This is a genomic window from Terriglobales bacterium, from assembly GCA_035651995.1.
Classification (GTDB): domain Bacteria; phylum Acidobacteriota; class Terriglobia; order Terriglobales; family Acidobacteriaceae; genus DASRER01.
The window spans coordinates 54,881-79,481 of sequence record DASRER010000039.1 but is presented as its reverse complement, the minus strand read 5'-3'; the positions used below and the strand labels follow the sequence as shown (position 1 = coordinate 79,481).

The following is a 24,601-nucleotide window of genomic DNA, read 5'->3' as shown; positions in this document are numbered from 1 at the left end:
ATGAACCGTGAGAACTGGTTTCTAGTAGGACGCCTGTCTCTGTTGGTTGCGCTTTGGTGTGGAGCTTTGCTTGAGGCACAGACGCAACAACCTGTGCTCACCGTCGGACCCAACGTGCAGGTCAGTAAGGCGCTGGGCAGCGATCCGCACTTTGAAGTGCAGATCGCTGCCGATCCCGCTCATGCCGAACGCCTGCTCGCCTGTTCGATGTTGTGGCCGAGCGACTGGGTCAAGAGCGAAGTTGTCACGTACGCCTCACTCGACGGCGGCCGCACTTGGACGCCGACGCTGCGAACCCGTGGCGACGGATATCACGAGAGCTGGGACCCGGCGTGCACTTACGGGCCGGAAGGAATTGCCTACACGTTTTCCGAGAACCTTGATTCGCAGGACAAGTCTTTCGATCGGCTCGACCGTTCCATCGACGGGGGCAAGACATGGGAGCCGGCCGTACGGACCAAGCACGCCGAGCGCAATTTCATCACCGTCGACACAACAGCCGGCAAGCGTAATGGCTGGATCTACCTTCAGGGTGCTGGTCGCGTGTGTGTGCCTGGCCAACACTGCCTGAACTCGACCGGATACTACTTCCAGTACTCCACCGACAAAGGCAACACCTTCACGTCACAGTTCGTTCCCAGTGCCGAAGCCAACTACAACATTGGATTCGGGCCCGGCGTGGTTCTGTCCGACGGGACATATATCGCGCCGATGGGAGAATGGAAGATTGATACACCCGCATCGGACGATTTGCACATCCGTGTGCCGCGCAGTGTTCTTGACCACGACGGCCGTTGGGCCAATACGCAGCTCAAGGTTTTCCGAGCCACCTTCGACAAGCCGAACTGGCCGATGACTGTTCAGGTGTCTCCCGTCGCCGACTGGTTCCTTGATCGCGGCTGGAACCGCAGCATGATGGCTTCGATGGCCGTGGACAGCAGCAGCGGGCCGTTTCGCGACCGCCTCTATCTCGTCTGGCCCGACGTCGGCTCGGGGCGATCACAGATTCTGTTGTCCTATTCCTCCGATCAAGGCAAAACGTGGTCAAAGCCTCGAGTAATCAATGACGACAGGCCATGGTCGAGCGGTCAGCCAGGGCCGGATGACATTCACGGCCAAGTCGCGGTGAACCCTCAGGGCGTTGTCGGCGTCAGTTGGTACGACCGTCGCGATCATCCAGACAACCTCTCTTGGACGGTGCGGTTCCGCGCGTCGTTCGACGGCGGAGAGACGTTTACACCGAGCGTTCGCGTTTCCGAAACACCGTACATTCCTGACAAGACCGACCCATTGTCGGTTGACGTCATTGACCGGAGATGGAAAGACACAAACGAATACACTCTGGTCGGGATCCATTCGTTTCATTTCAGCGGCGGTCATACCGCAGGATTGGCGGCGTCTGCTGACGGCACATTCCATCCACTGTGGGTCGGTAATTCGACTGGCGTCCCGCAGCTTTGGACCGCAACGGTGACCGTCAACGGGCAGGTTCACAAGAATGGATCGCCACAACTCGCGGAGCTGCGCGACGCGAGCGGCAAAGTGCAGATGTATTTCTTGAACCGACGCTTCAGCCGCTCGTCGAAGACAGTGGAGTTCGACTTCATCCTCGAGAATCGAAGCGAAGACACTCTGCACGCGCCCCTAAAAGTACGCGTACTTGACCTGAGTGCGCAGTTGGGAGTGCCGGAGTTCATCAACGCCGACGAAGGGGGAAAATCCGAGGGTGTCGTCTTCGACGTTTCATCGCTGCTCACGGACGGCGAACTGAAGCCGCATCAATCGTCGAGACCCAAGCGCGTGCGCATTCACATGAGCGAACTCGACTCCCTTCGGCCCTCGGGACCCGTTGCCGTCTTCAGTCTGGCCGACTTTTCGACTCGCGTGCTGGCCGCCAGCATCACTGGCCCGACCGCCAACAAGCCCGGAATCCGTTCAACCGACCGAGGCACGCCCTCTGCCGAACCTGGCGATCGGCCCTAAGATACCTATCGGCACGTTTTGACCCGAGAGGAAATAACGATGAGGAAAGAATCGGCCGGTCTTGCCACAGCCTCCCTGCTGCTTGTCGTCGCAGCATTCGCTCAAGGGCTCTCGGCGACCAGCGCGAAAGAGGTGCTCAGCTGGAAGAGCATTGAGAATGTCGAGCTCTCGCCCGATGGCCAGCAGATCATCTACACAATAAGGGAGCCCGACTGGCAGCAGAACCGGTTTGCAAAGTCGATCTGGGTAACGAATGTTGCGGCAGGCAGCCAGCCAGTTCCCTTGACTGCTTCCGACAAGTCAGAGGATCCGCGGTTTCCCGGCGAGAAAGGCGACGCTCCCCGCTGGTCACCGGACGGATCCCGCATTGCATTCCTTTCCTCGCGCGAGGGCGCGCCCCAGATCTGGACGGTTGACCGCCCGGGCGGCACGCCCGAACGACTAACCAATGCCGCGGGCGGCGTGCTGTCGTTTTCGTGGTCACCAGACAGCAAGAGAATCGGCTATATCGTGCGCAACGCCAAGAAAGGTGACTTTGAATCGGGACGTCAAGCCGACAAAGATGCCGGTATTGTCGTTGATAAATGGAGCTTCGTGGTCTACAAGCTCCTGAACAACACTACGTTTCTTCAGCTCGATCAGCGAAACGAACTCTGGGTCGTCGATGTGGCAGGCAAGAAGGCCGAGCCGGTTATCACCGACCTCCATGTCACGCAGTTCGCATGGTCACCGGACGGGAATCAGATCGCGGCAGTTGTCCAAACGACGCCCGGCCTTGCCAACCAGCGGACGGACATTCTGATTCACTCGCTCGATACCGGGAAATCAGAGGTGATCCTTAGCGGTACCGGCGGCGAGATGTCGGACAACACCAGCAGCTACTCGAATCCGATCTGGTCTCCGGATGGAAAGGCGCTCGCCGTTGTCTACAGAAACCTGGCGAGGCGGTGGCAAACAAAGTCGCAACTCGGAATCTATCACTTTGACCAAAAGCAGTACACGCCGGTTCCCGGCGCAGACCGCTTCGTGCTCTACCAGCCGCGGTTCATGTGGGTCGAGCCCGGCCAAATGCTTCTGGAAAACACTGTGCACGCCAGCCGCCGGTTGTTCTCCGTGTCGCTTCGAGATGGATTGATGACCCCGTTGGGAACTCACGACGGCAGTGAGAGTCTGCACAGTGTTTCGCGTGACGGGAAGACAGTTGCCTTTGTTCGCGAATCCACCAGCCATCGCCCAGAGATCTTTATCAGCCACGCGCCCTTCAGTTCTGCGAAGCAAGTGACACGAATAAACGACTCCGATCAACCAAACCTGCCGGGATTCGAACGTGTGCATTGGACATCGCGCGACGGCACCGTCGTGGAGGGCTGGCTCGCCAAGCCACCCAGTTTCGATCCCGCCAAGAAGTATCCCCTGATCGTCTTTGTTCATGGAGGGCCGGGATTCGCAGTGCCTGAAGCCTACGAAATGTTCGTTGAATGGCCCTATCCTTACCGCCTCGCGGCTTCACGAGGATATGTGGTCCTGTTTCCGAACTACCGCGGCACAGGCTCGTACTCCGACTCGTTCAGTACACCTGACGACTTGGCCAAAGAGCCGGCGGATGATGTTGTGACCGGCGTCGAGTTCATGATCAGCAAAGGTTTTGTCGACGAGGAAAGAATTGGAATCGCAGGACACAGCCATGGAGCTTGGCTGGGTCCGCTGGTCCTGGTACAAAACCCGAAGCTGTTCCGGGCAGCATCATTTGCGGAAGGAGGGCTGGACCTCATCTCCGCCTACGGCCAAATGCCCGGATGGCTGAACATGAACATTCACGACTACTACTACGGCGGGTCGCCCTTCGATTCGCTCCAGCGCTATATCGCGATCTCGCCCATGTTCCACGTAGCTGGCCTGACGACACCCACGCTTCTTGAATTCGGCGATCAAAGTCTTGCCGTGCAAGGATTGGAATTCGAAACCGCACTTTGGCGATGCGGTGTGCCCAGTGAACTCATTCTCTATCCGAAAACTGGTCATAACCTGTCCCGCCCAAACCAGGAAGCGGAAGCTATGGAGCGCAACCTCGATTGGTTCGACTATTGGTTGCTAGGTCGTAAAGACGCGGCGCCCTCGAAGCAGCAGCAGTATGAGCGTTGGCAATCCGCGGCACTGAAAGCGAAATCACAGCGTGAATCGCACTCGTGCTCCCCATCCGGCGTGCAACTCCAGCTCAAGGAGGGCCGGCCCTGAAGGCGGGAGATAAGCACTCTTTGGACGATTGTTGTCGATTCGGACACGTGGCCCGGCTGCATTTCCACGATCTTGATCGCGACCGGAAAAGAGAAGGCGGAAGTCGTACGCGATGTGATCACCGGTGCGCGTGAGCCGGAACGCCTGCCCGCACTGTTCATTCACCCTGTTGCCGGCACACTCACCTGGCTGCTCGACAAGGCTTCCTCGCTCCTCCCGGCGGGCGTTGTGAAGAGCGGATTGCGTTTCTCGATGGCGGCGCCGCTCGAATCCGACGATGAGGTGATGCCGATCCCCGGGCCGGGGCCGATCCGAGCGTGATCCAGGAGCTGGGACGGATTCTGCGAGCCGGAAAATGAGTCGAACCGCTTCAGGCGCTGGCGGTGGTGAGCACTTCGCCGACTGTCGCTTCTGAACCGCCGATGGGAGCGTCGCTGCCCAGGCGCAGGAACCATTGGTCAAGGACGACCGACCGCGAGAACCAGGTGGTTCGGAGCAGCAGGCGTCCGGCGGCGGCGACGATGGAACCGGGCATGAGCCGGCCGAGGGCGCTCGTCTGCGGCTCGCTGCCGAAGCGTTCGCGCAGGCGCTGCTCGTAGGGCGCCAGCTTGGCGCGGGAATAATCGCCGGCGGCTTCGGCGATCACCTGCGCGGCGATCAACCCTGACTCGATCGCCGGCCGGATGCCCTCGCCGCTCTGTGCGTACGCGAGTCCGGCCGAGTCGCCGATGAGCAGCACGCCGTCGTCGAGCACGCGCCGCCCGGTGGCCTCGTAGAGCAGATAGGCGTGGCCGCGCCAGGCAGACGGCAGATCGAGCGGCGCCTTGCCGCAGGCCTTCAGCCATTCGACGAACTCCCCGATGTGCGTGTTCAGCCCGTGCTGCGCCACGCGGCCGAGACCGAGGTTGAGGAAGTCGCCTTTGCGGAAGCACCAGCCGTAGCCCTTCATGTCGCGGCAGAAGAACAGCTCGGGCGCTTCGGGCCGAACCGAGCACTGCTGCGCTTGCACGGGCGACATGGCAAATTCAATTTCTTTTGCAGCGACGACCGGTTCGCCATCCTGACGGGCGCCGAGGTGGCGCGCCACGGGGCAGAAGTGCCCGCCGGCGCCGACGAGCGCGGACGCCCGCAGGCTCTTGTTGATGATCCACTGGCCGTTTTCGCGCTCAAGTGATTGCAGGCCGCCGGCGATCACGCCGGCACCGGACCGCATGACCAGATAGTGATCGAACTCGCACCGCCGGATGCCGTAGCTGACCACGCGGCCATAGTTGCTGGAGATTTCGCCGCCGCCGATCACGCCGGTGCGGAAGGCCGTAATCGGCTGGAAGACGCGGCCACGGGCGTAATCGCGCGGATCAATCCGCAGCTCGTCGATCACGAGCGGCGTGATCCAGCCGGCACAGACTTTGTCGCGCGGAAATTTCTGCCGGTCCAGGACGACCACGCGCAGACCGCGCCGCACCAACTCCCACGCACACGAGGACCCTGCTGGTCCGCCTCCGATGATGGCTACGTCGCAGCGGTCCATTGTTCGATTAGGGCCTCCTGAGGTTGGGTGGCAACCGACGCCGCGTCGTAAACGTGGGCCCGCGTCCACGGGATGGCGTTGCACTCGGGCCCGGCAAAAACGACCTGGAAGAGCTGGAGTGTGCCCACGCGGAATGCAGCCAGCGATCCCGTCAGATACAGGCGCCACGCGCGCGCGAACTTCTCGTCGAACATGCTTTCCACGCGCTCGCGATTGCGCTCAAAGCGCTCCAGCCAGTGCTCGAGGGTCTTGGCGTAGTGAAGGCGCAGGTTTTCCACGTCGAGCACGGCGTAGTTCGCGGGCTCGAGGATGTCCATCATCTCTTTCAAGGTCGGCGGATACGCTCCCGGAAAGATACGCTTGCGGATCCAGACACTGAGGGGCGCGGGGCGGTTGCGTCCGATGAAGTGCAGCAGCCCGCGTCCCACTTCGCCGACAGCGCGGCGGATGACGCGGCCGAATTCATCGTAGTTGGCGAGGCCCACGTGCTCGAGCATGCCGACCGAGACGAATACGTCGTAGCCTGCTTCGATGTTGCGGTAGTCGTCTTCCACGAACTCCACGCGTTCGCTCAAGCCGAGCAGGCGGGCGCGGCGCTGCGCATAGGCAATCTGCTCGTGCGAAACGTTGTAGGCGCGCACTTTCACGCCATAGTTGCGCGCCATGTGCAGTGCCAGGGAGCCCCATCCGCTGCCTGCTTCGACCACTTTTTCGCCGGGACGAAGCTTCAGCTTGCGCGCCACGTGGTCCATCTTCGCTGTCTGCGCGTCTTCCAGGCCGGTCTCCGGAGTGGGGAAGTAGGCGCACGTGTAGAGCAGCTCGCGGTCGAGCCAGAGCTGATAGAAGTCGGTGCGGAGGTCGTAGTGGTGATGAATGTTGCGGCGCGACCCGTCTTCGGTGTTGCGCTGCGTCATGCGCAGAAGCGCGTCTTCCAGGGTGGTGCGCCATCCGCGCCGACGCCGCTGCAACGAGTGATATACGGCTTCGAGGGCGGCTAGCAGGTCGCCTTCGAGGCGGATGCTGCCGTCACTGTAGCCATCGCCGAAAGTGAGCTCCGGAGCTCGCGCGAGGGCCAGCAGCTTCCCTAATCCTGAGATTTCCAGTTTTGCAACCGGTGGGGCGTCGGAAAATTGTTTCTCGACGCCGTTGAGCGAGACGCGAAGCGGTACGCTGCCTAGTCTGCGGTGAAGTTGTTCCAGGCCCCAACGGCTGAGGGCCGAAAAGAGACGAGCAGGCATAAGCTTGCAGATGCCGTGCGCCGGCTGCGCACTTCAGCTTATTTTACTCTTCCCGTGCTCGCGACCGCGCGCCGAACTACAAGTCTTCGATGCGTAGCTGCGTGTCCGCGCCCTTCCACGCCGACTTGAATTCCTGCTCGACGAATGCTGCGTCGTGCGCGCGCTTTTGCGCCTTCAGGCTTTCCATCAGACCGAACAAAGAGCGGGCATTGCGCGGATTCATGGCCAGATCGGCGCGAAATACCTGCTCGGCTTCGGCCGCGCGTCCCGCGCGCAGGAGAGTGCCGCCGAGCGTTTCACGAACCGGATAGAACCAGTCAGGCGGTTCGTTGTAGTCGAGTGTGTCCTGGATCGAGACTGCCTCCCGCAGGTGGGCAACGGCTTCGTCCGTTTTGCCCAGCGACGACGCCAGGCGTGCCTGGATCACATGCGCGGCGATCACCGGAATTTTCTGCGCATTGCCCGGGCCGACGGTGTTGGTAGGAATCTTGGCCATCTCAGGCGCGAGTTTCTGCAACGCGTCGAGCTCGGTGATGGTCTCTTTTTCTTTACCCTGAGCCGCGAAGGCGAGCCCCCGCGCGTAATGCCATGTGCCGGCGGTGTAAGGGCCGCTGCCGGCGGCAGGCGCGGGCGACTTCAGAATGTCGTCCCACTTGCGGAAGCGCACCATGACGAGCGACGGCATGGTGTTGAAGAAGTCGAGCAGGTCCATGTCTTTGATGTGCGGACCCACATGGGCCTGCACTTTGCGCGCGGCCGCCAGCGACTCGGCGTAGCGGCCCATCATGGCGTTTTCCATCACGATGAAGTGCAGGTTATGGGTGTAGTACATCATCGGATAAACACCGTGGGCCTGCGTCGTCTTGATGTAGTTCTCGTCGGCGCGCGCGGCGTTGATGTTGGTGGCCAGCGAGGACTCGTGGTCGCCGGTGCGGATGAAGATGTGTCCCGGCATGTGGACCAGGTGTCCGGAGCTCGGCGCGAGCGCCGCCAGCCGCAGCGCTGACGGCATCGCGGCCTCGGGATGGGCCGACGCCTCGACCGCGTGAATGTAGAAGTGATTGGCGCCGATGTGCTGCGGATTGCGGCGCAGGACCGATTCCAGGGTTTCGACAATCTCGCCGGTGCCGGGCGCGGGTGTGTGGTCCGCGTTCCACAGCTTCCACGGACGCAGGGTCATGCCGCTCTCGGCGAAGAGCGTGGCCGCATCGAGGTCGTCGGGATACTTTTTCGATAGCTCGCGCATGGCGTTGTTGTAGTCCACGTCGAGCTGGTGGAAGTCGGCGTTCGGATTGTCGGTATACCGCTTCGCCAAAGCTTCAATGTAATCGCGCTCGGGCTCCGGTCCGTTGGCTGCGAGCCGGCGCGCTTTTTGAATGGCTTCGAACGCTTTCTTCTCGCGTTCCTGATCAATCGGCAGGTTGTAGTTTGGCCCGACCACCAGCGCGACGCCCCACCATGCCATGGCCATCGTGGGATCGAGTTCAGCCGCCCGCCAGAAGGCTTTTTCCGCCTCGTCGTGGTTGAAGCCGTAATCGAGCGCCAGCCCCTGGTTGAAGAAGCGCTGCGCCTCCGGATTGCTGGTGCGCACAGGATGGTTCACTTCGCCGACGCCCGGCATCAGGCGCGCCGCCGGGGCAGCGGCAGGGCGGGCATGCTGCGCGTGTGCGAGCCCGGCAACACTCGCCAGAGCGACAGCCAGCAACGCAAAACTCATTCTGAGCAGGGAACCACGACAGATTCGATAGTGCATCCGGGGGACCTCCGGTAGGCGGGAAGCGAAGTTAGCATCGCGCCGCGCGGCCGGTCAATGTGGCTGGGTGTTCGGTGGGTGACTGGGCCGGTTGGCCAGGTCCGGCCTGCTCCGTTAATATCGTTGGCTGCCCGCATATCGCTGCAGCGCTCAGAGAGCGCCCGGCCTCGGAGAATACTTCGTGAAGCGAACTCTCGCCGCCCTGATCCTGCTCGCTGTCACAGCCTGTGCTCAGCACACCGGCAACAACGTTCTGGTGGAGCGCATCGGCAACACCGGCTTCATCCAGCTGCAAGCCGAGAGCTTCAGGGCGCTCGATCCCAAGCAGCAGGAGCTGGCGTACTGGCTGTCACAGGCAGCGATCGCGATTGATCCGATCATCTACGACCAGCTCTCGCGGTACGGCATCCGCCAGAAGCGGCTGCTGGAGGGGATTGTGTCGCACTCATCCGGCATTGATCCTGCCGTGATGAGCGAGATTACCGAGTACGCCAAGCTGTTCTGGGGCAACCGCGGCAATCACAACGAGAACACCGCGCAGAAGTTCCTGCCGTCTTTCACATTCGCAGAGCTCCAGAAGGCGGCGACGGCTGCCCAGCGCAATGGCGCGTTCAAGATGAAGTACGGCGATCTGCTGGCGATTGCCACGCCCGCTGCCCTGAACAAAGAGCTGGAGGAGCTGCGGCCATCCATTTTCGACCCGAACTTTGAGCCGATGACGACCGCGAAGACGCCGAAAGACGGGAGAGACATCGTCCAGGCCAGCTCCAACACGTTCTACCTCGGCGTGACGCTCGCCGACCTGCAGGGCTTCAAGGAGACTTATCCGCTCACCTCGCGAGTGGTGAAGGGACCCGATGGCAAGCTGAAAGAGATCGTGTATCGCGCCGGAACGCCGGACGGAAAGATTCCCGCGGGCCTGTACGCGGTCTACCTGAAGAAGGCGATCGGGTTTTTGGAGAAGGCTCGTGCCGCGGCTTCTCCCGACCAAGGGCGCGTGATCGCTGACCTGATCCGCTTCTACCAGACCGGTGAGTTCAGCGATTGGTTGAAGTTTGGCGCGGATTGGGTTCAGAACGATGCGACTGTTGACTTCGCCAACGGCTTCATCGAGGTATACCGCGACGCCCGCGCTGCCAAGGGAAGCTCGCAGAGCTTCGTGAGCATCACCGACAAGAAAGTCACCGATGCCATGATCAAGCTCGCGCAGAACGCCGAGTACTTCGAGGAAAAGGCGCCGTGGGCGCCGCAGTACAAGAAGCACTCGTTCAAGCCGCCGGTGGTGAAGGCGGTCGAGACAATCATCGAGGCGGGCGATTTCCACGTGACCACGGTGGGCGACAATCTGCCCAACGAAAACGAAATTCGCGAAAAATACGGCACCAAGAATTTTCTGTTCACCGGCAGCGCGCGCGCGTTGTCGAACGCGTCAGGTCACGCGTCGCTGGAGCAGTTCGCTGCCTCGCCCGAGGTGGTGGAACGCGGCAAGAAGTACGGCGCCGAGGCCAGCGACCTGCTCACCGCCATGCACGAAGTGATCGGGCACGGCTCCGGCAAACTGAGTGAGCGCATGTCCAGGGGATCGGAGGCCTATCTGAAGGAGTACTACTCCACCATGGAAGAAGGCCGCGCCGACCTGATGGCGCTGTGGAACGTATGGGACCCGAAGTTGAAGGAGCTTGGCCTCATCAGCGACCAGGAAAACGTGGCTAAGGCGATGTACGACAGCCAGGCGCTCACCATGCTGACGCAGCTCCGCCGCATTCCGCGCGGCGACACGATTGAAGAAGACCACCAGCGCGATCGGCAGATGATCGCTCGCTACATCATGGACAAGACTGGCGCCATCCGCGAGTTCGTACGCGACGGCAAGCATTACGTGGAGGTGACCGATTATCAGAAGATGCGCGAGGGAGTCGGCATGCTTCTCGCCGAAGTGATGCGCACCAAAGCGGAGGGCGACTACAACGGTATCAAGGCGCTGGTGGACACGTACGGTGTCCATTTCGACCCCAAGGTGCGCGACGAAGTGGTGGAGCGCTACCGCAAGCTGAATCTGCCGACTTACTGGGTGGGAATCAATCCCGAGTTGACGGCAACGATGGCGGGCCCGAAAGTCGCGGCCGTGACCATCAGCTATCCGCGGGACGCGGCGCGGCAGTACCTGCTCTACGGCAGCATGTACGACCCGAGCGTGGCGCCACGCGGGGCGCCGAAGGCGGCAGGACAACCCGCACCGAAGCCCAAGAAGAAGGCAGCCGCGCCGGCGCAGCCGAAGTGATCTGCCGTTGAGTTGGGCCTCACTGCGCTGAGCGCAGCTTCCCCACGCCCGCCGCTTTGCGGTGCCGCACGAGCGATCGCATTGTCTCGATGCGATTGCGGCCCGACTCTTTCGCGAAGTACAACGCCTGATCAGCCACGTGCACGACCTGGTCGACCGTGAGCCGTCCGCGGGCCGGATCAGCCAGTCCCATGCTTACTGTGACCGCTGCTTCCTTCTCCGTCATGCGAACGGGACCTCGGTCGTTCGGGCCTTTCTTGCGGCGATCGGGACTGCGCACAACGAAGCTGCTGTCGGCAATGGCTTGGCGGATTTCGTCGGCTTCGTCGAGGGCTTGATCGACGGTGCGTCCGGGGAAGACGAGCACGAACTCTTCGCCTCCCCAGCGGAACGCGCGTCCGCCATCGCCGACGCGCGCCAGCCGCGAGGCGACCATGCGCAACACCTGGTCGCCGGTTTCGTGTCCGTAAAGATCGTTGAACTTTTTGAAGTGGTCCACGTCCACTAGCGCAACCGAGTAGATCTCGGGCAGCTCGGCGGCCATTTCGTCGAAGGCGCGGCGACCGGGGAGGCCGGTGAGCGCGTCGTGGTAGGCGAGGCGGTATCCGCGCTCGACCAGGCCGAGCAGCACGACCGCGCCGGCGGTGGCGAAGACCGCGTTGCGCATCGGCGTGCTGTTCGCCGCCTGCGCGACGAGGTACGACGGCACGCACCAGAGAAAGGCGGCGGTCAGCGGATCGGCAACCGCGACGAACCGCAGCAAGACCATGAACCCGGCGAGCGTCGCCGCAGCCCAGGGCAGCAGCGGATGCGCGATCCAGTGCGTCCACGCGATCTCGGGGCGGGAGAGCACGCTGACCAGCACGGCCTGGCAGGCGAGCGTGCCGATGCGCACCGCGGCAGCAGGTGTCAGCACGCCGCGCTCGCGAACGCAGGTGATCGCGGCCAGGTTCATCGGCAACAGCACGGCGACGAAGCCGCGCGTGACCGCGGGAGCTGCGGGCAGCGAATATCGCGCGGCCAAAGCGAGCGCAGCCAATGCGAACAGGCTGCGGCTGGAATGAAAGCGCAGGGCGAGCAGCGCGCCGAGCACGAGGACAATGTAAGGATAGAAATCGAGGAACTCGCGAACGGCCGGCCGCGCCGCCGTCACATGCAGCCCAACCAGCGCGGCGACAAGCAGCGCGCCCGGCGCAAGGAGGGCACTCAGCGACTTAAACGACGGCGGCAGCGAACCGGTCTCCTTCGGCAGGTCGGTCGGTTCGATTATGGCCGCGCGGACCGCGGGCGGAGGATAGCGTTCGTGGTTCGTCTGGTTTGCCGAATCGCCGAAGCGCCGAATTCGAAAACCGCTTGCCGGTTCTTGCCACACGTTGGACAATGCGGGGAAGCGCTTTTGGCCTGGCCCTTGGCTATTAGCGAACCAAGTCAGCCGATGCGCCGACGAACAATCAGGGTCCTTGTCCTTCTCTTCGTGGCGCCCGCCTCCGCAACCTGCGCCCGCGCGCAGGAAAACTACGAAATCCAGGTCTATCCCGGCGACACGGTGGATGCGAAGCGGACCATGGTGGAGCTGCACAGCAACTTCACGATTGACGGCCGCAAGACGGTTTCGTCCGACGGCGAGCTGCCGACCAACCATGCGTTCCACGAGACGCTGGAGATCACGCACGGCTGGAACTCGTGGTTCGAGACCGGCTACTACCTGTTCAGCTCGGCAAGCGTGCGCGACGGATGGCAGTTCGTGGGCACGCACATCCGTCCACGAGTGCGGGCGCCGGAGAAGTGGCGCTGGCCGGTGGGCGTGAGCCTCTCGACCGAGTTCGGCTACGTGCGTCCGAACTTTTCCGCCGACACGTGGACGTGGGAGCTTCGGCCAATCGTCGACAAGAAAGCGGGCAAGTGGTATTGGGCGTTCAATCCCACGGTGGAGAAATCCTTTCGCGGCCCCAGCCAGAAGCTTGGCTGGGAGTTCTCGCCCAATGCCAAAGTCAGCTACGACGTGACCAGGCGCATCGCCTTCGGCCTGGAGTACTACGGAGCGCTGGGGCCCATCGGAAACCTGGACCCGCTGCACGAGCAGGAGCAGCAGATCGTGCCCACTTTCGACGTGGATTTCGGGCCGAACTGGGAATTTAACGTCGGAGTGGGCGTGGGCACAACGGCCAGCACGGAACGCCTGCTGGTGAAGACGATCGTGGGGTACCGCTTCCAGCGGTTCCCGTTTCCGCGGTCCAAAAAGTGAGAAAAAGCTTACCGCGGATCCACGCGGATGAAACGGGGACCAAAGCCACCCCATTCATTTCGCCGGCGGTAAACTGTCGCAATGAACGTCATCCATTGGGACGCTGACCGGGAGGGGCCGCTGAGTGAAGCAGCGATGCGGCGGAAGCTGGAGCAGCTCGGGTACCGGGTGTCGCGGTACGTGTATCCGCAGGGCACATACTTCGGGCCGCACACGCACGACCTGGACAAGATGGACGCCGTGGTGAGCGGGCGGCTGCACATCACCATGGGGCGCGACGAAGCGGTGCTGGGCCCGGGCGACGCGATTGCCGTGCCGCGCGGCGCTTCCCACACGGCCGAGGCGGTGAGCGTGGAGCCGGTGGTCAGCCTGGACGGTGTGAAGATCGCGTAGGTATCCCCCCTCCCCCGGGGTCTTTGCGGACCAGCAGCTTACGCGGAAAATCACGCCAATACAGGCGTTTCATTGGACTTAGAGGTAAATACAGGTTTTCAAAGAACTTAAGCTTTCAGCTATAGCGGTCGTCATGGAAATAGCCAAAGATGCGACCGCTGATTCATCCTGTCACGCGCAGCTGTGGAAGGGCAAGCGACAAGGTGCGTCAGCACGATCGAATCGAGGAAGCGCGGAAAACGAGACCAAGAGCGAACCCAAAGGGCATGAAGGCCGCACGAAGGGCATGAAGGAACCGTGGAATTGAGAGATCGGGGAGAACTGACGGAGCGGGGCGGGCCTTCGCTGTTGGCGATCGCCGGCGCGCGGCTGCGGGAGGGGGCCCGGCGCGAGGGTTGGTGGCGGGCGATCCGCGACCTGGGCCACGACTTGGGATACCTGCTGCGAAATTCGACTCCGGCGCGCAGGAAGGCGCGCTACGGCGACATTGATTTCGACTGGGACCACCGGGTAGACACGACGGCGGCGAACGTGGGCTGGCGGTCCGACCTGGCCGGCGCGATGGCGGGCGCTTTGTATCAGCCGACAAGCCCCGGCGTCTTCCACGAGGTGTTCAGCACTCTCGGCATCGACTACTCCGAGTACACGTTTCTGGACATCGGCTCGGGGAAGGGGCGCGCGCTGCTGATGGCGGCCGATTATCCGTTCGCGCGCGTGGCCGGCATCGAGCTATTGCCGGAGCTGCATCGCGCGGCCGTGGAGAACATCCAGCAATACAAGAGCGAGAGCCAGAGGTGCTTCCAGGTTGAATCGATTTGCGGCGACGCGCGCCAGGTGGAACTGCCGCCGGGCCGGCTGCTGGTGTACCTGTTCAATCCGCTGCCGCGGGCGGCGCTGCAGGACTTTGCCGAGCGGCTTGCGGCGCGCGAGGCGATCGTCGTGTACCACAATCCGGTGCACGAAGACGTCTTGGCCCGGGTGATGGAGAAAGTGGGAGAGACGCAGCAGTTCGCGATCTTCCGCCGCAAGTCGAGTGATCGGGAAATCGGGCAATCGCGTACCGGAAAGGCAAAAGCGGACCACAAAGGAGACGAAGGTGGCACGAAGGACGCGAGGGAAATGCGCGCGGGGCCTGGCAACCGCGCCGAATGAAGGCAATGCGGCGCTTGAACCATCTGATAACATGACTTGTTTACATCCACAGCGGTGATCCCAGGGAAGGGTGGCCTCGTGGCAACACAGCGGCAGGCGCTGGACAAGGCGGCAGTGGAAGAAAAGGCGGCAGAGCAAGAGGCGAAGCAGCAGCGCGCCCAGGCCGAGCAGGAGGCGCTGGAGACGCGGGAATGGCTGGATTCGCTGGAGTACGTCCTGCGCCACCGCGGGCCGCAGCGCGCGGTGGGCCTGATCCAGCAACTGCAGCAGCACCTGCTGGTATCCGGCGTAAAGCTGCCCTTCAGCGCGAGCACGCCTTACGTCAACACGATCCCTGCCGAGCAGGAGCCGCCATTTCCGGGAAGTCATGAGCTGGAGCGGCGCATCAAGAGCATCGTGCGCTGGAACGCGCTGGCGATGGTGGTGCGCGCCAACAAGCACGAAGAGGGAATCGGGGGACACATTTCGACGTTTGCGTCGGCGGCGAACCTTTACGAAGTCGGGTTCAACCACTTCTTCCACGGCAAGGGCGAGGGCGTGGAAGGCGACATCATCTACTTCCAGGGACACGCCTCTCCGGGCATCTACGCGCGCGCGTTCTTGCTGGGCCGCCTGACGCAGCAGCAGATGGAGAACTTCCGGCGCGAGATGGCGCCGGGCGGGGGACTGTCGTCGTATCCGCACCCGTGGCTGATGCCGAACTTCTGGGAGTTCCCCACGGTCTCGATGGGGCTGGGTCCGTTGATGGCGATCTACCAGGCGCGGTTCAACCGCTACCTGGAAGACCGCGGGCTGAAGCGGCCGTCGCAGAGCAAAGTGTGGGCGTTTTTGGGCGACGGCGAGATGGACGAGCCGGAGTCGCTGGGCGCGATCACGCTGGCGTCGCGCGAGCAGCTCGACAACCTGATCTTCGTGGTGAACTGCAACCTGCAGCGGCTCGACGGACCGGTGCGCGGCAACGGGCAGATCATCCAGGAGCTGGAAGCGGCGTTCCGCGGGGCGGGCTGGAACGTGATCAAGGTGATCTGGGGCAGCGATTGGGACCCGCTGCTGGAGCGCGACAAAGAGGGCCTGCTGGTCCGGCGCATGCAGCAGCTGGTGGACGGCGAATGGCAGAAGTACGCGGTGGAGTCGGGCGCGTACATGCGCAAGCACTTCTTCGGCAGCGATCCGCGGCTGCTCGACATGGTGAAGCACTTCTCCGATGACGAGCTGAAGAAGCTGCGGCTGGGCGGGCACGATCCGCACAAGGTGTATGCCGCGTACAAAGCGGCGTCGGAGCACAAGGGATCGCCGACCGTGGTGCTGGCGCGCACCATCAAGGGCTACGGGCTGGGCGAAGCGGGCGAAGGGAAGAACATCACCCACCAGCAGAAGAAGCTGAACGAAGACGAGCTGCGCGCGTTCCGCTCGCGATTCGGCATTCCGATTTCCGACGAACAGATCGCGCAGGCGCCGTTCTATCGCCCGGGCGACGACACGCCCGAGATCAAGTATCTGCGCGAGCGGCGGCAGGCGCTGGGCGGATACGTCCCCAAGCGCGTAGTGCGGAGCAAGCCGCTGGAAGCGCCGCCGGACGCGATGTTCGAGGAGTTCTACAAAGGCTCGGAAGGGCGCAAGTTCTCGACCACGATGGCCTTCGTGCGGCTGCTCTCGAAGCTGCTGCGCGATGAAAAGCTCGGGCACCTGGTGGTGCCGATCATTCCCGATGAGGCGCGCACCTTCGGCATGGAGGCGCTGTTCCGCCAGGTGGGCATCTACTCGCACGTCGGGCAAAACTACGAGCCGGTGGACATGGACACCCTCCTTTATTACAAGGAGGCGAAGAACGGGCAGATCCTGGAAGAGGGGATCACGGAGGCGGGTTCCATCTCTTCCTTCATCGCCGCGGGAACGGCGTATGCCACGCACGGGATCAACACGATCCCGTTTTTCATTTATTACTCCATGTTCGGGCTGCAGCGCGTGGGCGACCTGGTGTGGGCGGCAGCCGACATGCGCTGCCGTGGATTCCTGCTGGGCGGCACCGCCGGACGGACGACGCTGGCCGGCGAAGGCTTGCAGCACCAGGACGGCAACAGCCAACTGCTGGCGTATCCGGTGCCGAACCTGTTGGCGTACGATCCGGCGTTCGCGTACGAGCTGGCGGTCATCATCCAGGACGGCATTCGCCGGATGTACACGAACGAAGAGAGCGTCTTCTACTACATCACGGTGATGAACGAGCCTTACGAGCATCCGGCGATGCCGGAGGGCGCGCGCGAGGGCATCCTGCGGGGCATGTACAAGCTGGCGGCGGCGCCGAGTCCGGCGGGCAAGGCGCGGGCGCAACTGCTGGGCTCGGGAGCGATCCTGCACGAGGTGCTGGAGGCGCAGCGAATTCTGGGCGAGAAGTACGGCGTGGCCGCCGATGTGTGGAGCGTGACCAGCTACAAGGAGCTTTACAACAACGGCATTTCGACCGAGCGCTGGAACATGCTGCATCCGGGCGAGAAGGCGCGGAAGCCGTACGTCACCGAGCAATTGGCGAACACGGAAGGCCCGATCATCGCGGCTTCCGATTACGTGAAAACGCTGCCGAACTCGATCTCCAAGTGGCTGCCGCGTCCGCTGGTGTCGCTGGGGACCGACGGGTTTGGACGCAGCGAGTCGCGCGCGGGGCTGCGCGAGTTCTTCGAGGTGGATGCGCGCTTTGTCACGGTAGCGACGCTGCATGCGCTGGCGCAGGAGGGCAAAATGAAGCCGGAAGTGGTGCAGCAGGCGATCCGCGATTTCAAGATCAATCCCGAGAAGCCCGATCCGCGGATTTCGTAGATGGCTGCCAGCTGCCGGCTGCCAGCTGGCCAATCGGCAACGCGGCGCCCGGTGGCCGGCGCCCGGGGCTTCGTGAGACAGGTGAGCGAAGAGGCATGAGCACGGAAGTGAAACTCCCCGAACTGGGTGAGAACGTAACCGCCGGCGACCTGGTGAAGGTGCTGGTGAAGGTTGGCGACCGCATCGAGAAGGACCAGGCGGTGCTGGAGCTGGAAACCGACAAGGCCACGATCGAGGTGCCGGCGCCGTTGGGCGGCACGGTGGAAGCGATCCACGTGAAAGAAGGAGAGAAGGTCAAGGTCGGGCAGGCGATTCTCTCGCTGCGCGATGGGGCGAACGGCGGCGCTCCGAAGACCGAGGCGAAGGCAGCGCCGGTTGCAGTTGAGTCGCCGAGGCCGGAAGCGGCACGCGCGCCTGAATCGAACGTGACGGGCAAGCCGGCAGAGCCGGCGCAGGAGGCCGAGGAGCGTCCGGCGGCGCAGGTGACGCCGATTCGCCCCGAGCCGAAGCCCGCACCGGAAGATTTGCCGCCGATTGCGCGCTACACACCCACGCCGTCGCGCGCGCCGGTGGGAGGAATTTCGCCGGCGGACGTGCCGGCGTCGCCATCGGTGCGCCAACTGGCGCGCGAGATTGGCGTGGACATCACGCAGGTGCAGGGCACGGGCGCCGGCGGCCGGGTGACGGAAACCGATGTGAAGCGGCACGCGCGCGAGCGGTCGAAGGCCGCCGCGGGTGCGCCCGCACCTGCCGCCGGGGTTGCGCTGCCGGCCGCGCAGCTGCCCGACTTCAGCCGCTGGGGCGCGGTCGAGCGCAAGCCGATGTCGAGCATCCGGCGGGCGACAGCCAGGCACCTGCAGATTGCGTGGACGATTCCGCGGGTCACGCAGAACGAGAAGGCCGACATCACCGACCTGGAAGCGCTGCGCGAGCGCTTTGCCAAGCGCGCCGAGCAGGCAGGCGGCAAGCTCACCATGACCGCGATCGCGCTGAAGCTGGTGGCGGCGGCGCTGAAGAAGTTTCCGCAGTTCGGCGCGTCACTCGACCTGGCGACGGAAGAAATCGTTTACAAGAAATACGTCCACATCGGCGTGGCGGTCGACACGGACCGCGGGCTGCTGGTGCCGGTGGTCCGCGACGTGGACAAGAAGAACATCATCCAACTGGCGGCGGAGCTGGCGCAGGCGGCGGAGAAGGCGCGCACGCACAAGCTCGGGCTGGAAGAGATGGAAGGCGGCGTGTTCAGCATCACCAACCTCGGCGGGATCGGCGGCAGCTTCTTCTCGCCGATCATCCATCATCCCGAGGTGGCGATCCTGGGCATGGCGCGGGCGCAGCGCGAGCCGGTGTGGCGCGGCGACAGGTTCGAGCCGCGGCTGATGCTGCCGCTCTCGCTTTCGTACGATCACCGGCTGATTGACGGCGCCGACGCGGCGCGCTTCCTGCGCTGGCTGGCCGACGCTTTCGAGCAGCCGTTCCTGCTGTCGCTGGAAGGGTGAGACGTTGCAAGCAACATCTCTACGGCTCCGCGAGTTGAATCGTTGACCGGCCCGATCCCATCACTCAAGTAGTTGGTTTCCTCAAGAGGTTTCCCAAAAAACAAGGAGAACGCAGGCGTGGCTGAGCAGAGCAGTGGCGCAAAAAAGAAAGTTGCAGTGGTAGGCGCGGGTCCGGGCGGGTACGCCGCCGCCTTCATGGCCGCCGACCTGGGGCTGGAGGTCACGATGATCGGCAGCGACGTGAATCCGGGCGGCGTGTGTCTGTACGTGGGCTGCATTCCGTCGAAGGCGCTGCTGCACGTGGCGGAACTGATCAACGAAGCCGACCACGCGGCGGCGTGGGGCGTTGCCTTCGCGAAGCCGAAGGTGGACGTGGACAAGCTGCGCGCGTTCAAGACGAGCGTGGTCAGCAAGCTGACCGGCGGGCTGGGACAGCTCGCCAAGCAGCGCAAGGTCACCTACATCCAGGGCAAGGCGTCGCTGGCGGACGCGAACACGGTTTCGATCGCGAAGGCGGCCGGCGGGGAAGAAAAGATCCGCTTCGACAACATCATCCTGGCGACGGGTTCGCGTCCGGCGACGCTGCCGGTGTTCGACATCAAGAGCGCGCGCGTGATGGATTCCACCGGCGCGCTCGACCTGACGGATGTGCCGAAGACGCTGCTGGTCGTTGGCGGCGGGTATATCGGGCTGGAACTCGGCACGGTCTACGCGGCGCTGGGGACGAAGGTATCGGTGGTCGAAGTGCTTTCGGGGCTGCTGCCGGGCGCTGATCGCGACCTGGTGACGCCGCTGGCGAAGCGCATCGAGAAAGTATTCGACAAGGTGATGCTCAACACCAAGGTCACCCAGATCAAAGAGGAGAAGACCGGCATTCGCGTGAAGTTCGAGGGCGAAGCCGCGGGTGAGCAGGTGTACGACAAGATTCTGGTATCGGTGGGGCGCAAGCCGAACACCGAGATTGAGGGCCTCGAGAAGACGAAGGTGACGAAGGACAAGCGTGGGTTCATCGAGGTGGATGAGCAGCGGCGCACCAAAGAGGCGGCGATTTTCGCCATCGGCGACATTGCCGGCGAGCCCATGCTGGCGCACAAAGCGATGCACGAGGGGCGGGTGGCGGCCGAGGTGATCGCGGGCAAGCGGGTGGCGTTCGAGCCCCAGGCGATTCCCGCCGTCGTGTTCACCGATCCGGAAATTGCGTGGGCTGGGCTCACCGAAACGCAGGCGCAGGCGGAAGGACGCGAGGTGAAGGTGGTGCGCTATCCGTGGGCTGCGTCGGGGCGCGCGGTCAGCATGGACCGCACCGACGGCGTGACCAAGCTGATCATCGATCCGAAGACGGACCGCATCCTGGGCATGGGCATTACCGGGACACGGGCAGGCGAGATGATCGCCGAGGGCGTGCACGCCATCGAAATGGCCGCGACCGCGGCGGACCTGGGCCTGACCATTCATCCGCACCCGACGCTCTCAGAGACGCTGATGGAAGCGGCCGATTCCTACTATGGAACGGCGACCGATATTTATCGGCCGAAGAAGTGAGTTCTCAGTTTCCGGTTCTCGGACACTAGCAACAGAAACCGCGTCCCGATGGGGCGCGGTTTTGTCCTGGACGAAAAACGGACGGGGCGATCATTTCGCCGTCCCTGGCACCACCGGTATTGCCGAGAACGGGCCGAGGTCGTCTTCCAGCGCGATGGCGGAGACGGGTTGTGTGCTGGTGACGGCGATGCTGCCAAGGAAGTTTGCGTTCGGCAGCACGGCGGAAAATTCCGGCGTCGTCTCCAGCGGGAAGGAAATCTGACCGAAGGCAGGCACGTTGCGCGTGAGGGTGGCGGCGATGCTGCCGCTGCTGTCGAGCAGCTTGATGGTGACGGTGGCCTGCGCGTTGTTGGGATTGGCGATGGCGATGCCGACCGTGCGTCCGATGCCGAAGTTGGGGGGCGGCGGCTCAAACTCGACGGGAACGGTGAACGCGGTCAGGCCGGGCGAGTCGTTGAAGCCGACCGTGTTGACGATGGCGCCCGTGTTGGCGTCGGCGATGAACTCGAAGAACAGGTTGATGGTGACGTCGGCCTGGCTGTTGACGATGGCCCACTGAATCTGGAGCGCGCCGAAGCGGTCGGATTCGAGCGTGGCGATGCGCGCGGTGCCGGCGGCGGCGAGGTGGAGTGAGGCGGTCTTCAGCGTCTGGCCGGCCTGGCTGGTGAAGTAGACCAGGATGTCATTGGGCGCGTTGGTCAGGTTGGTGACCGTCATCTTGGTCACGTAGCCGGCGCCTGCGACGATGTGGGGCCAGTAGCGGGCTTGCGGAAGCGAGGCCGGCACCGTGTTTCCATTGGTGATGAAGAATGTTACGGCGTCTGATGTGCCGCCACCGGGAGCGGGCGTGGACACAGTCACGGCTGCGGCGCCCGCCGCAGCCACGTCAGAGGGCAGAATCGCGGCGGTGAGCTGCGTCGCGCTGACGAACGTTGTGGAGCGCGCGGCGCCGTTCCATCCAACTACCGACGAGGGGGTGAAGCCGGCGCCGTTGACCGTGAGAGTGAAGCCACCGCTGTTGGCGACCGCAGTTCCAGGGGAGATGGAATTCAGCCCCGGCTTAGGCGGAGGATTGACGGTGAAAACCAACGCGTTCGAGGGTCCACCGCCGGGTGCAGGATTCACGACCGTGACATTCGCGCTTCCGGCTGCGGAGACGTCGGCCGCGGTGATGGCCGCCTTCACCTGGGTGGAATTGACGAACGTGGTGGTCCGCGCTGAGCCGTTCCATTGCACAGCAGCGCCGCTCACGAAATTCGTTCCGTTCACGGTGAGCTGAAACCCGGCGCTGCCCGCAGCCAGATTGCTGGGTTGCAGCGAGGTCAGGGTGGGCGCCGGATTGCCGGTGGCGGCGACCGGACTGATGATGGCCCAGGCGCTTCGGCCATGCGTGGCCGCGATCAAGGTGCGCGTCGCCCGGTGCAGGCGCAGGCCCATGACCGCCGAGCGCGGCAGGCCGTTCACCAAGGCCGTCCAGGAGGCCCCGTTGTTTGTGGTGTAGAACACGCCGACGTCGGTGCCGATGTAGAGCGTGTTGTCCACGTCGGGATCGACGATGACGTCGTTCACCGGGATGTTGGGCAACCCGCCCGTGTTCGGATTGCCACTGATATCGGTGAGCGTCGGCGTGTTGCCGTTGAGCGTAATGGAGAAGACGTGGCCAAGATTGTCGCTGAAGCCAGAAAAGCCTGAGACGCCGACGTAGGCGGCGCCGTTGCGTGGGCTGACGGCCAGGCTCGTGACCCAGCGTCCGGGCAGTCCGCTGACGGAGGTGAACGTGCTCAGGCCGCCGGCGAGCGCGTTGCGCGTGAAGCGGACGACGCCGTCGGAGGTAGCGACAAAGACCGTGTTGTTGTCCACCGGCGAGGGCGCGATGGCGGTGAGCGCGTCGAAGCCTGCGAATGCGTTCGGCCCGAGGAGAGAATTTGAAATGACCGTCCAGTTTGCGCCGCCGTTTTCGCTGCGGTAGAGGCGCGTGGTGCCGAAGTAGAGGCGGTTGGAGTTGTTCGGATCCATCGCCAGCGGCGGCAGCAGCGTAGCGTCGAGAACCGGGTCGCTGCCGATGCCGTTCATGATGTTGACCCAGCTCGGCGCGTCGCCGCCCTGCACCGACTTCTGCACCGAGCCGTCGTCGAAGCAGGTGGCGTAAACGGTGGCCGGCGTATTGGGGTCGATGAGGTTGAAGGCGCCGTCGCCGCAGGTTACTTCCGACCAGGTGTTGGTGTCGCTGGTGCGCAGCGTGGAGTTGTCCTGCGTGCCGCCGAGGAGGAAGTTCACGTTGGCGGGATTCACCGCCACGCCGGGATAGAACTGGAGCGTGGCGAGGTTGTTGTTCAGGCTAGTCCAGGTCACAGTCGCATTCAGCGCGTCGGTGGTGCTCCAAACGCCGCCATCGTTGCCGACGTACATCTTGCTGCCGTCGGCGGAGAAGGCGATGGCGTGCTGGTCCGAGTGCAGGCGGGTGGCGGCGAGCGTGGGCTGATTCCCGGAGATGTCCACGAAGTTTCCGGAATTGAGGGAGCGGAGGAACATGCCGACGCCATTGTTATCGGCGAACTTGGGGCTGGAGCCGCCGATGAAAACGGTGTTGGGGTTCGTGGGATGGATACCGAGCACAAGGTCGTAATCGCATTGCGGGCCGCAGAAATTATTCGCGCCGCTGAAAACCGTGCTCCAGGTATTGCCGCCGTCGATTGACTTGAAAACGCCATCGGAGCCGCCGTCGGCGCTGTCGCCTACCGCGGCGAAAAGAGTATTCGGACTGGAGGGGGCGACGCCGAGCGCCACGCGCCCGATGAATTCCGTGTTCTGCGCGCCGAGACCGAAGTTGTTCACCTTCGACCAGGTCTGGCCGCTGTTGGCCGACTTGTAAAAGCCGCCGGGCTGCTGGCCAATGGAAACGCAATCGAACGGGCTGCCCGGGTCGTCGCAGTATCCCAGGCCGGTATAGGCGTTATTGCCGGTGGCATCGAACACCACCTGGAACGTGAAGCCATTGAGCACGCGCGTCCAGGTGACGCCGCCGTCGGTGGAGCGATAGACGCCGGAGAACTCCTGTGTGTCAGTCTCCTTGAACACGGAGGCGAGCACAAGGTTGGGATTCGTGGGATGCACGGCGATGGAGCCGAAGTAGGCGCCGCCGCCATCGCCGAAGAAGCCGGCGCCGAGAGGGCCGGAGAACGAACCGGGAAGGTAAGTCCAAGTGGCGCCGCCGTCGGTGGACTTGAGCACACCGACGCCGTAGTAGGCGTCGAGCGCCAGGTTGAATTCGCCGGTGCCGACGTAAATGGTGTCGGGCGCCGACGGAGCGATGGCGATTGCGCCTACCGACAATGAAGGTTGCTGGTCGGTGAGCGGCGTCCAGGTCTGTCCGCCGTTGGTGGACTTCCAAACGCCGCCCTGGGCGGCGCCCGCGTAGACAACATTGGCGTTGCGCGGATCAACGGCGAGCGCGGTGATACGACCGGTGGCATTGGGCGCGCCACTCTGATTGTCATTGAACGGGACGACACTCTGCGGGCCGATGAGCGTCCACGTGTTCGCATTGGCAGTGATGCCCAGACCGGAGGCGGCAGCCGCGCGCTGCTGCTCGCGGACCATGGCTTCCATCTGGCGCAGGCCGCGGAGCCGCGCGCCCGCCGGGATGCGCTTGAGGGGAAACGCGCGCTGGCGGTAGAACCAGTCCTGGCGCTTCTGGATTTGTTCGGGGCCGTCGTGCTCGCGTCGCCCGCCGGAGCGGTCCCGGCGATTGGCATCGGCATCAGCCGCGCGGCGCTGGGGAATGCGCCGCTGCGCGAACGGATTGCGCTGTTGCGCAGGCAGAGGATGGGCGGTCAGCAGGAGAAGGAGACAGAGCGGAGCGCAGCACAGCGGGCCCAGACGGCGTGTCATCGGTCGGGAAGTCTCCTGTGTGCTCCGCGGACAAAATTTGGACG

The 24,601-nt window shown here is 63.6% G+C and carries 15 protein-coding genes; 10 read left to right on the top strand and 5 right to left on the bottom strand.

Annotation, left to right across the window (positions count from 1 at the left end; all coding sequences use genetic code 11):
* From VFA60_13550 to VFA60_13540, 3 genes are all read left to right on the top strand, one after another.
* Complete coding sequence (locus tag VFA60_13550; protein HZQ92815.1) at window positions 1-1,983, top strand: sialidase family protein; 1,983 nt, start codon at window positions 1-3, stop codon at window positions 1,981-1,983.
* 39 nt (window positions 1,984-2,022) lie between these two features.
* Entirely contained in the window at window positions 2,023-4,218 is a 2,196-nt protein-coding gene (locus VFA60_13545; protein ID HZQ92814.1) for a S9 family peptidase, read from the top strand.
* A gap of 72 nt (window positions 4,219-4,290) precedes the next feature.
* Complete coding sequence (locus tag VFA60_13540; GenBank protein HZQ92813.1) at window positions 4,291-4,539, top strand: hypothetical protein; 249 nt, start codon at window positions 4,291-4,293, stop codon at window positions 4,537-4,539.
* A 49-nt stretch (window positions 4,540-4,588) separates the two neighbouring features.
* Here the strand turns inward: VFA60_13540 and VFA60_13535 are convergent, their stop codons facing one another.
* The 3 genes from VFA60_13535 to VFA60_13525 all read right to left on the bottom strand — a co-directional run bounded on the left by VFA60_13535 (window position 4,589) and on the right by VFA60_13525 (window position 8,692).
* Window positions 4,589-5,749, bottom strand: coding sequence for an NAD(P)/FAD-dependent oxidoreductase (locus VFA60_13535; protein ID HZQ92812.1), 1,161 nt, complete (start codon window positions 5,747-5,749; stop codon window positions 4,589-4,591).
* The gene (locus VFA60_13530) at window positions 5,731-6,987 is read right to left on the bottom strand and encodes a cyclopropane-fatty-acyl-phospholipid synthase family protein (GenBank protein ID HZQ92811.1); all 1,257 of its coding nucleotides are present in this window, start codon (window positions 6,985-6,987) and stop codon (window positions 5,731-5,733) included. Before VFA60_13530 ends, VFA60_13535 begins: the two co-directional genes overlap by 19 nt.
* Before the next feature lie 76 nt (window positions 6,988-7,063).
* The gene (locus VFA60_13525) at window positions 7,064-8,692 is read right to left on the bottom strand and encodes a hypothetical protein (GenBank protein ID HZQ92810.1); all 1,629 of its coding nucleotides are present in this window, start codon (window positions 8,690-8,692) and stop codon (window positions 7,064-7,066) included.
* Window positions 8,693-8,921: 229 nt separating this feature from the next.
* On the opposite strand from VFA60_13525, the gene VFA60_13520 reads away from it, so the two are divergent.
* Complete coding sequence (locus VFA60_13520; protein HZQ92809.1) at window positions 8,922-11,021, top strand: hypothetical protein; 2,100 nt, start codon at window positions 8,922-8,924, stop codon at window positions 11,019-11,021.
* A gap of 19 nt (window positions 11,022-11,040) precedes the next feature.
* On the opposite strand, the gene VFA60_13515 is transcribed toward VFA60_13520, so the two are convergent.
* Entirely contained in the window at window positions 11,041-12,393 is a 1,353-nt protein-coding gene (locus tag VFA60_13515) for a GGDEF domain-containing protein (GenBank protein ID HZQ92808.1), read from the bottom strand.
* A 63-nt stretch (window positions 12,394-12,456) separates the two neighbouring features.
* On the opposite strand from VFA60_13515, the gene VFA60_13510 reads away from it, so the two are divergent.
* The 6 genes from VFA60_13510 to lpdA all read left to right on the top strand — a co-directional run bounded on the left by VFA60_13510 (window position 12,457) and on the right by lpdA (window position 20,666).
* Window positions 12,457-13,266 (top strand): hypothetical protein, encoded by an 810-nt coding sequence (locus VFA60_13510; protein HZQ92807.1) that lies wholly within the window; start codon window positions 12,457-12,459, stop codon window positions 13,264-13,266.
* Between the two features lie 81 nt (window positions 13,267-13,347).
* Window positions 13,348-13,659 (top strand): cupin domain-containing protein, encoded by a 312-nt coding sequence (locus tag VFA60_13505; protein ID HZQ92806.1) that lies wholly within the window; start codon window positions 13,348-13,350, stop codon window positions 13,657-13,659.
* 303 nt (window positions 13,660-13,962) lie between these two features.
* Window positions 13,963-14,811 carry a class I SAM-dependent methyltransferase gene (locus VFA60_13500; protein HZQ92805.1) on the top strand — a complete coding sequence of 283 codons (849 nt, stop codon included), beginning with the start codon at window positions 13,963-13,965 and terminating at the stop codon, window positions 14,809-14,811.
* Window positions 14,812-14,925: 114 nt separating this feature from the next.
* Complete coding sequence (aceE, locus tag VFA60_13495; protein ID HZQ92804.1) at window positions 14,926-17,625, top strand: pyruvate dehydrogenase (acetyl-transferring), homodimeric type; 2,700 nt, start codon at window positions 14,926-14,928, stop codon at window positions 17,623-17,625.
* Between the two features lie 95 nt (window positions 17,626-17,720).
* Entirely contained in the window at window positions 17,721-19,124 is a 1,404-nt protein-coding gene (locus tag VFA60_13490) for a 2-oxo acid dehydrogenase subunit E2 (protein HZQ92803.1), read from the top strand.
* Between the two features lie 117 nt (window positions 19,125-19,241).
* On the top strand, window positions 19,242-20,666 hold the full coding sequence (gene lpdA / locus VFA60_13485; protein ID HZQ92802.1) for a dihydrolipoyl dehydrogenase: 1,425 nt from the start codon (window positions 19,242-19,244) through the stop codon (window positions 20,664-20,666).
* A gap of 90 nt (window positions 20,667-20,756) precedes the next feature.
* Here the strand turns inward: lpdA and VFA60_13480 are convergent, their stop codons facing one another.
* Window positions 20,757-24,557, bottom strand: a complete 3,801-nt coding sequence (locus VFA60_13480; protein ID HZQ92801.1) for a hypothetical protein — start codon at window positions 24,555-24,557, stop codon at window positions 20,757-20,759.
* Window positions 24,558-24,601 lie beyond the last annotated feature (44 nt).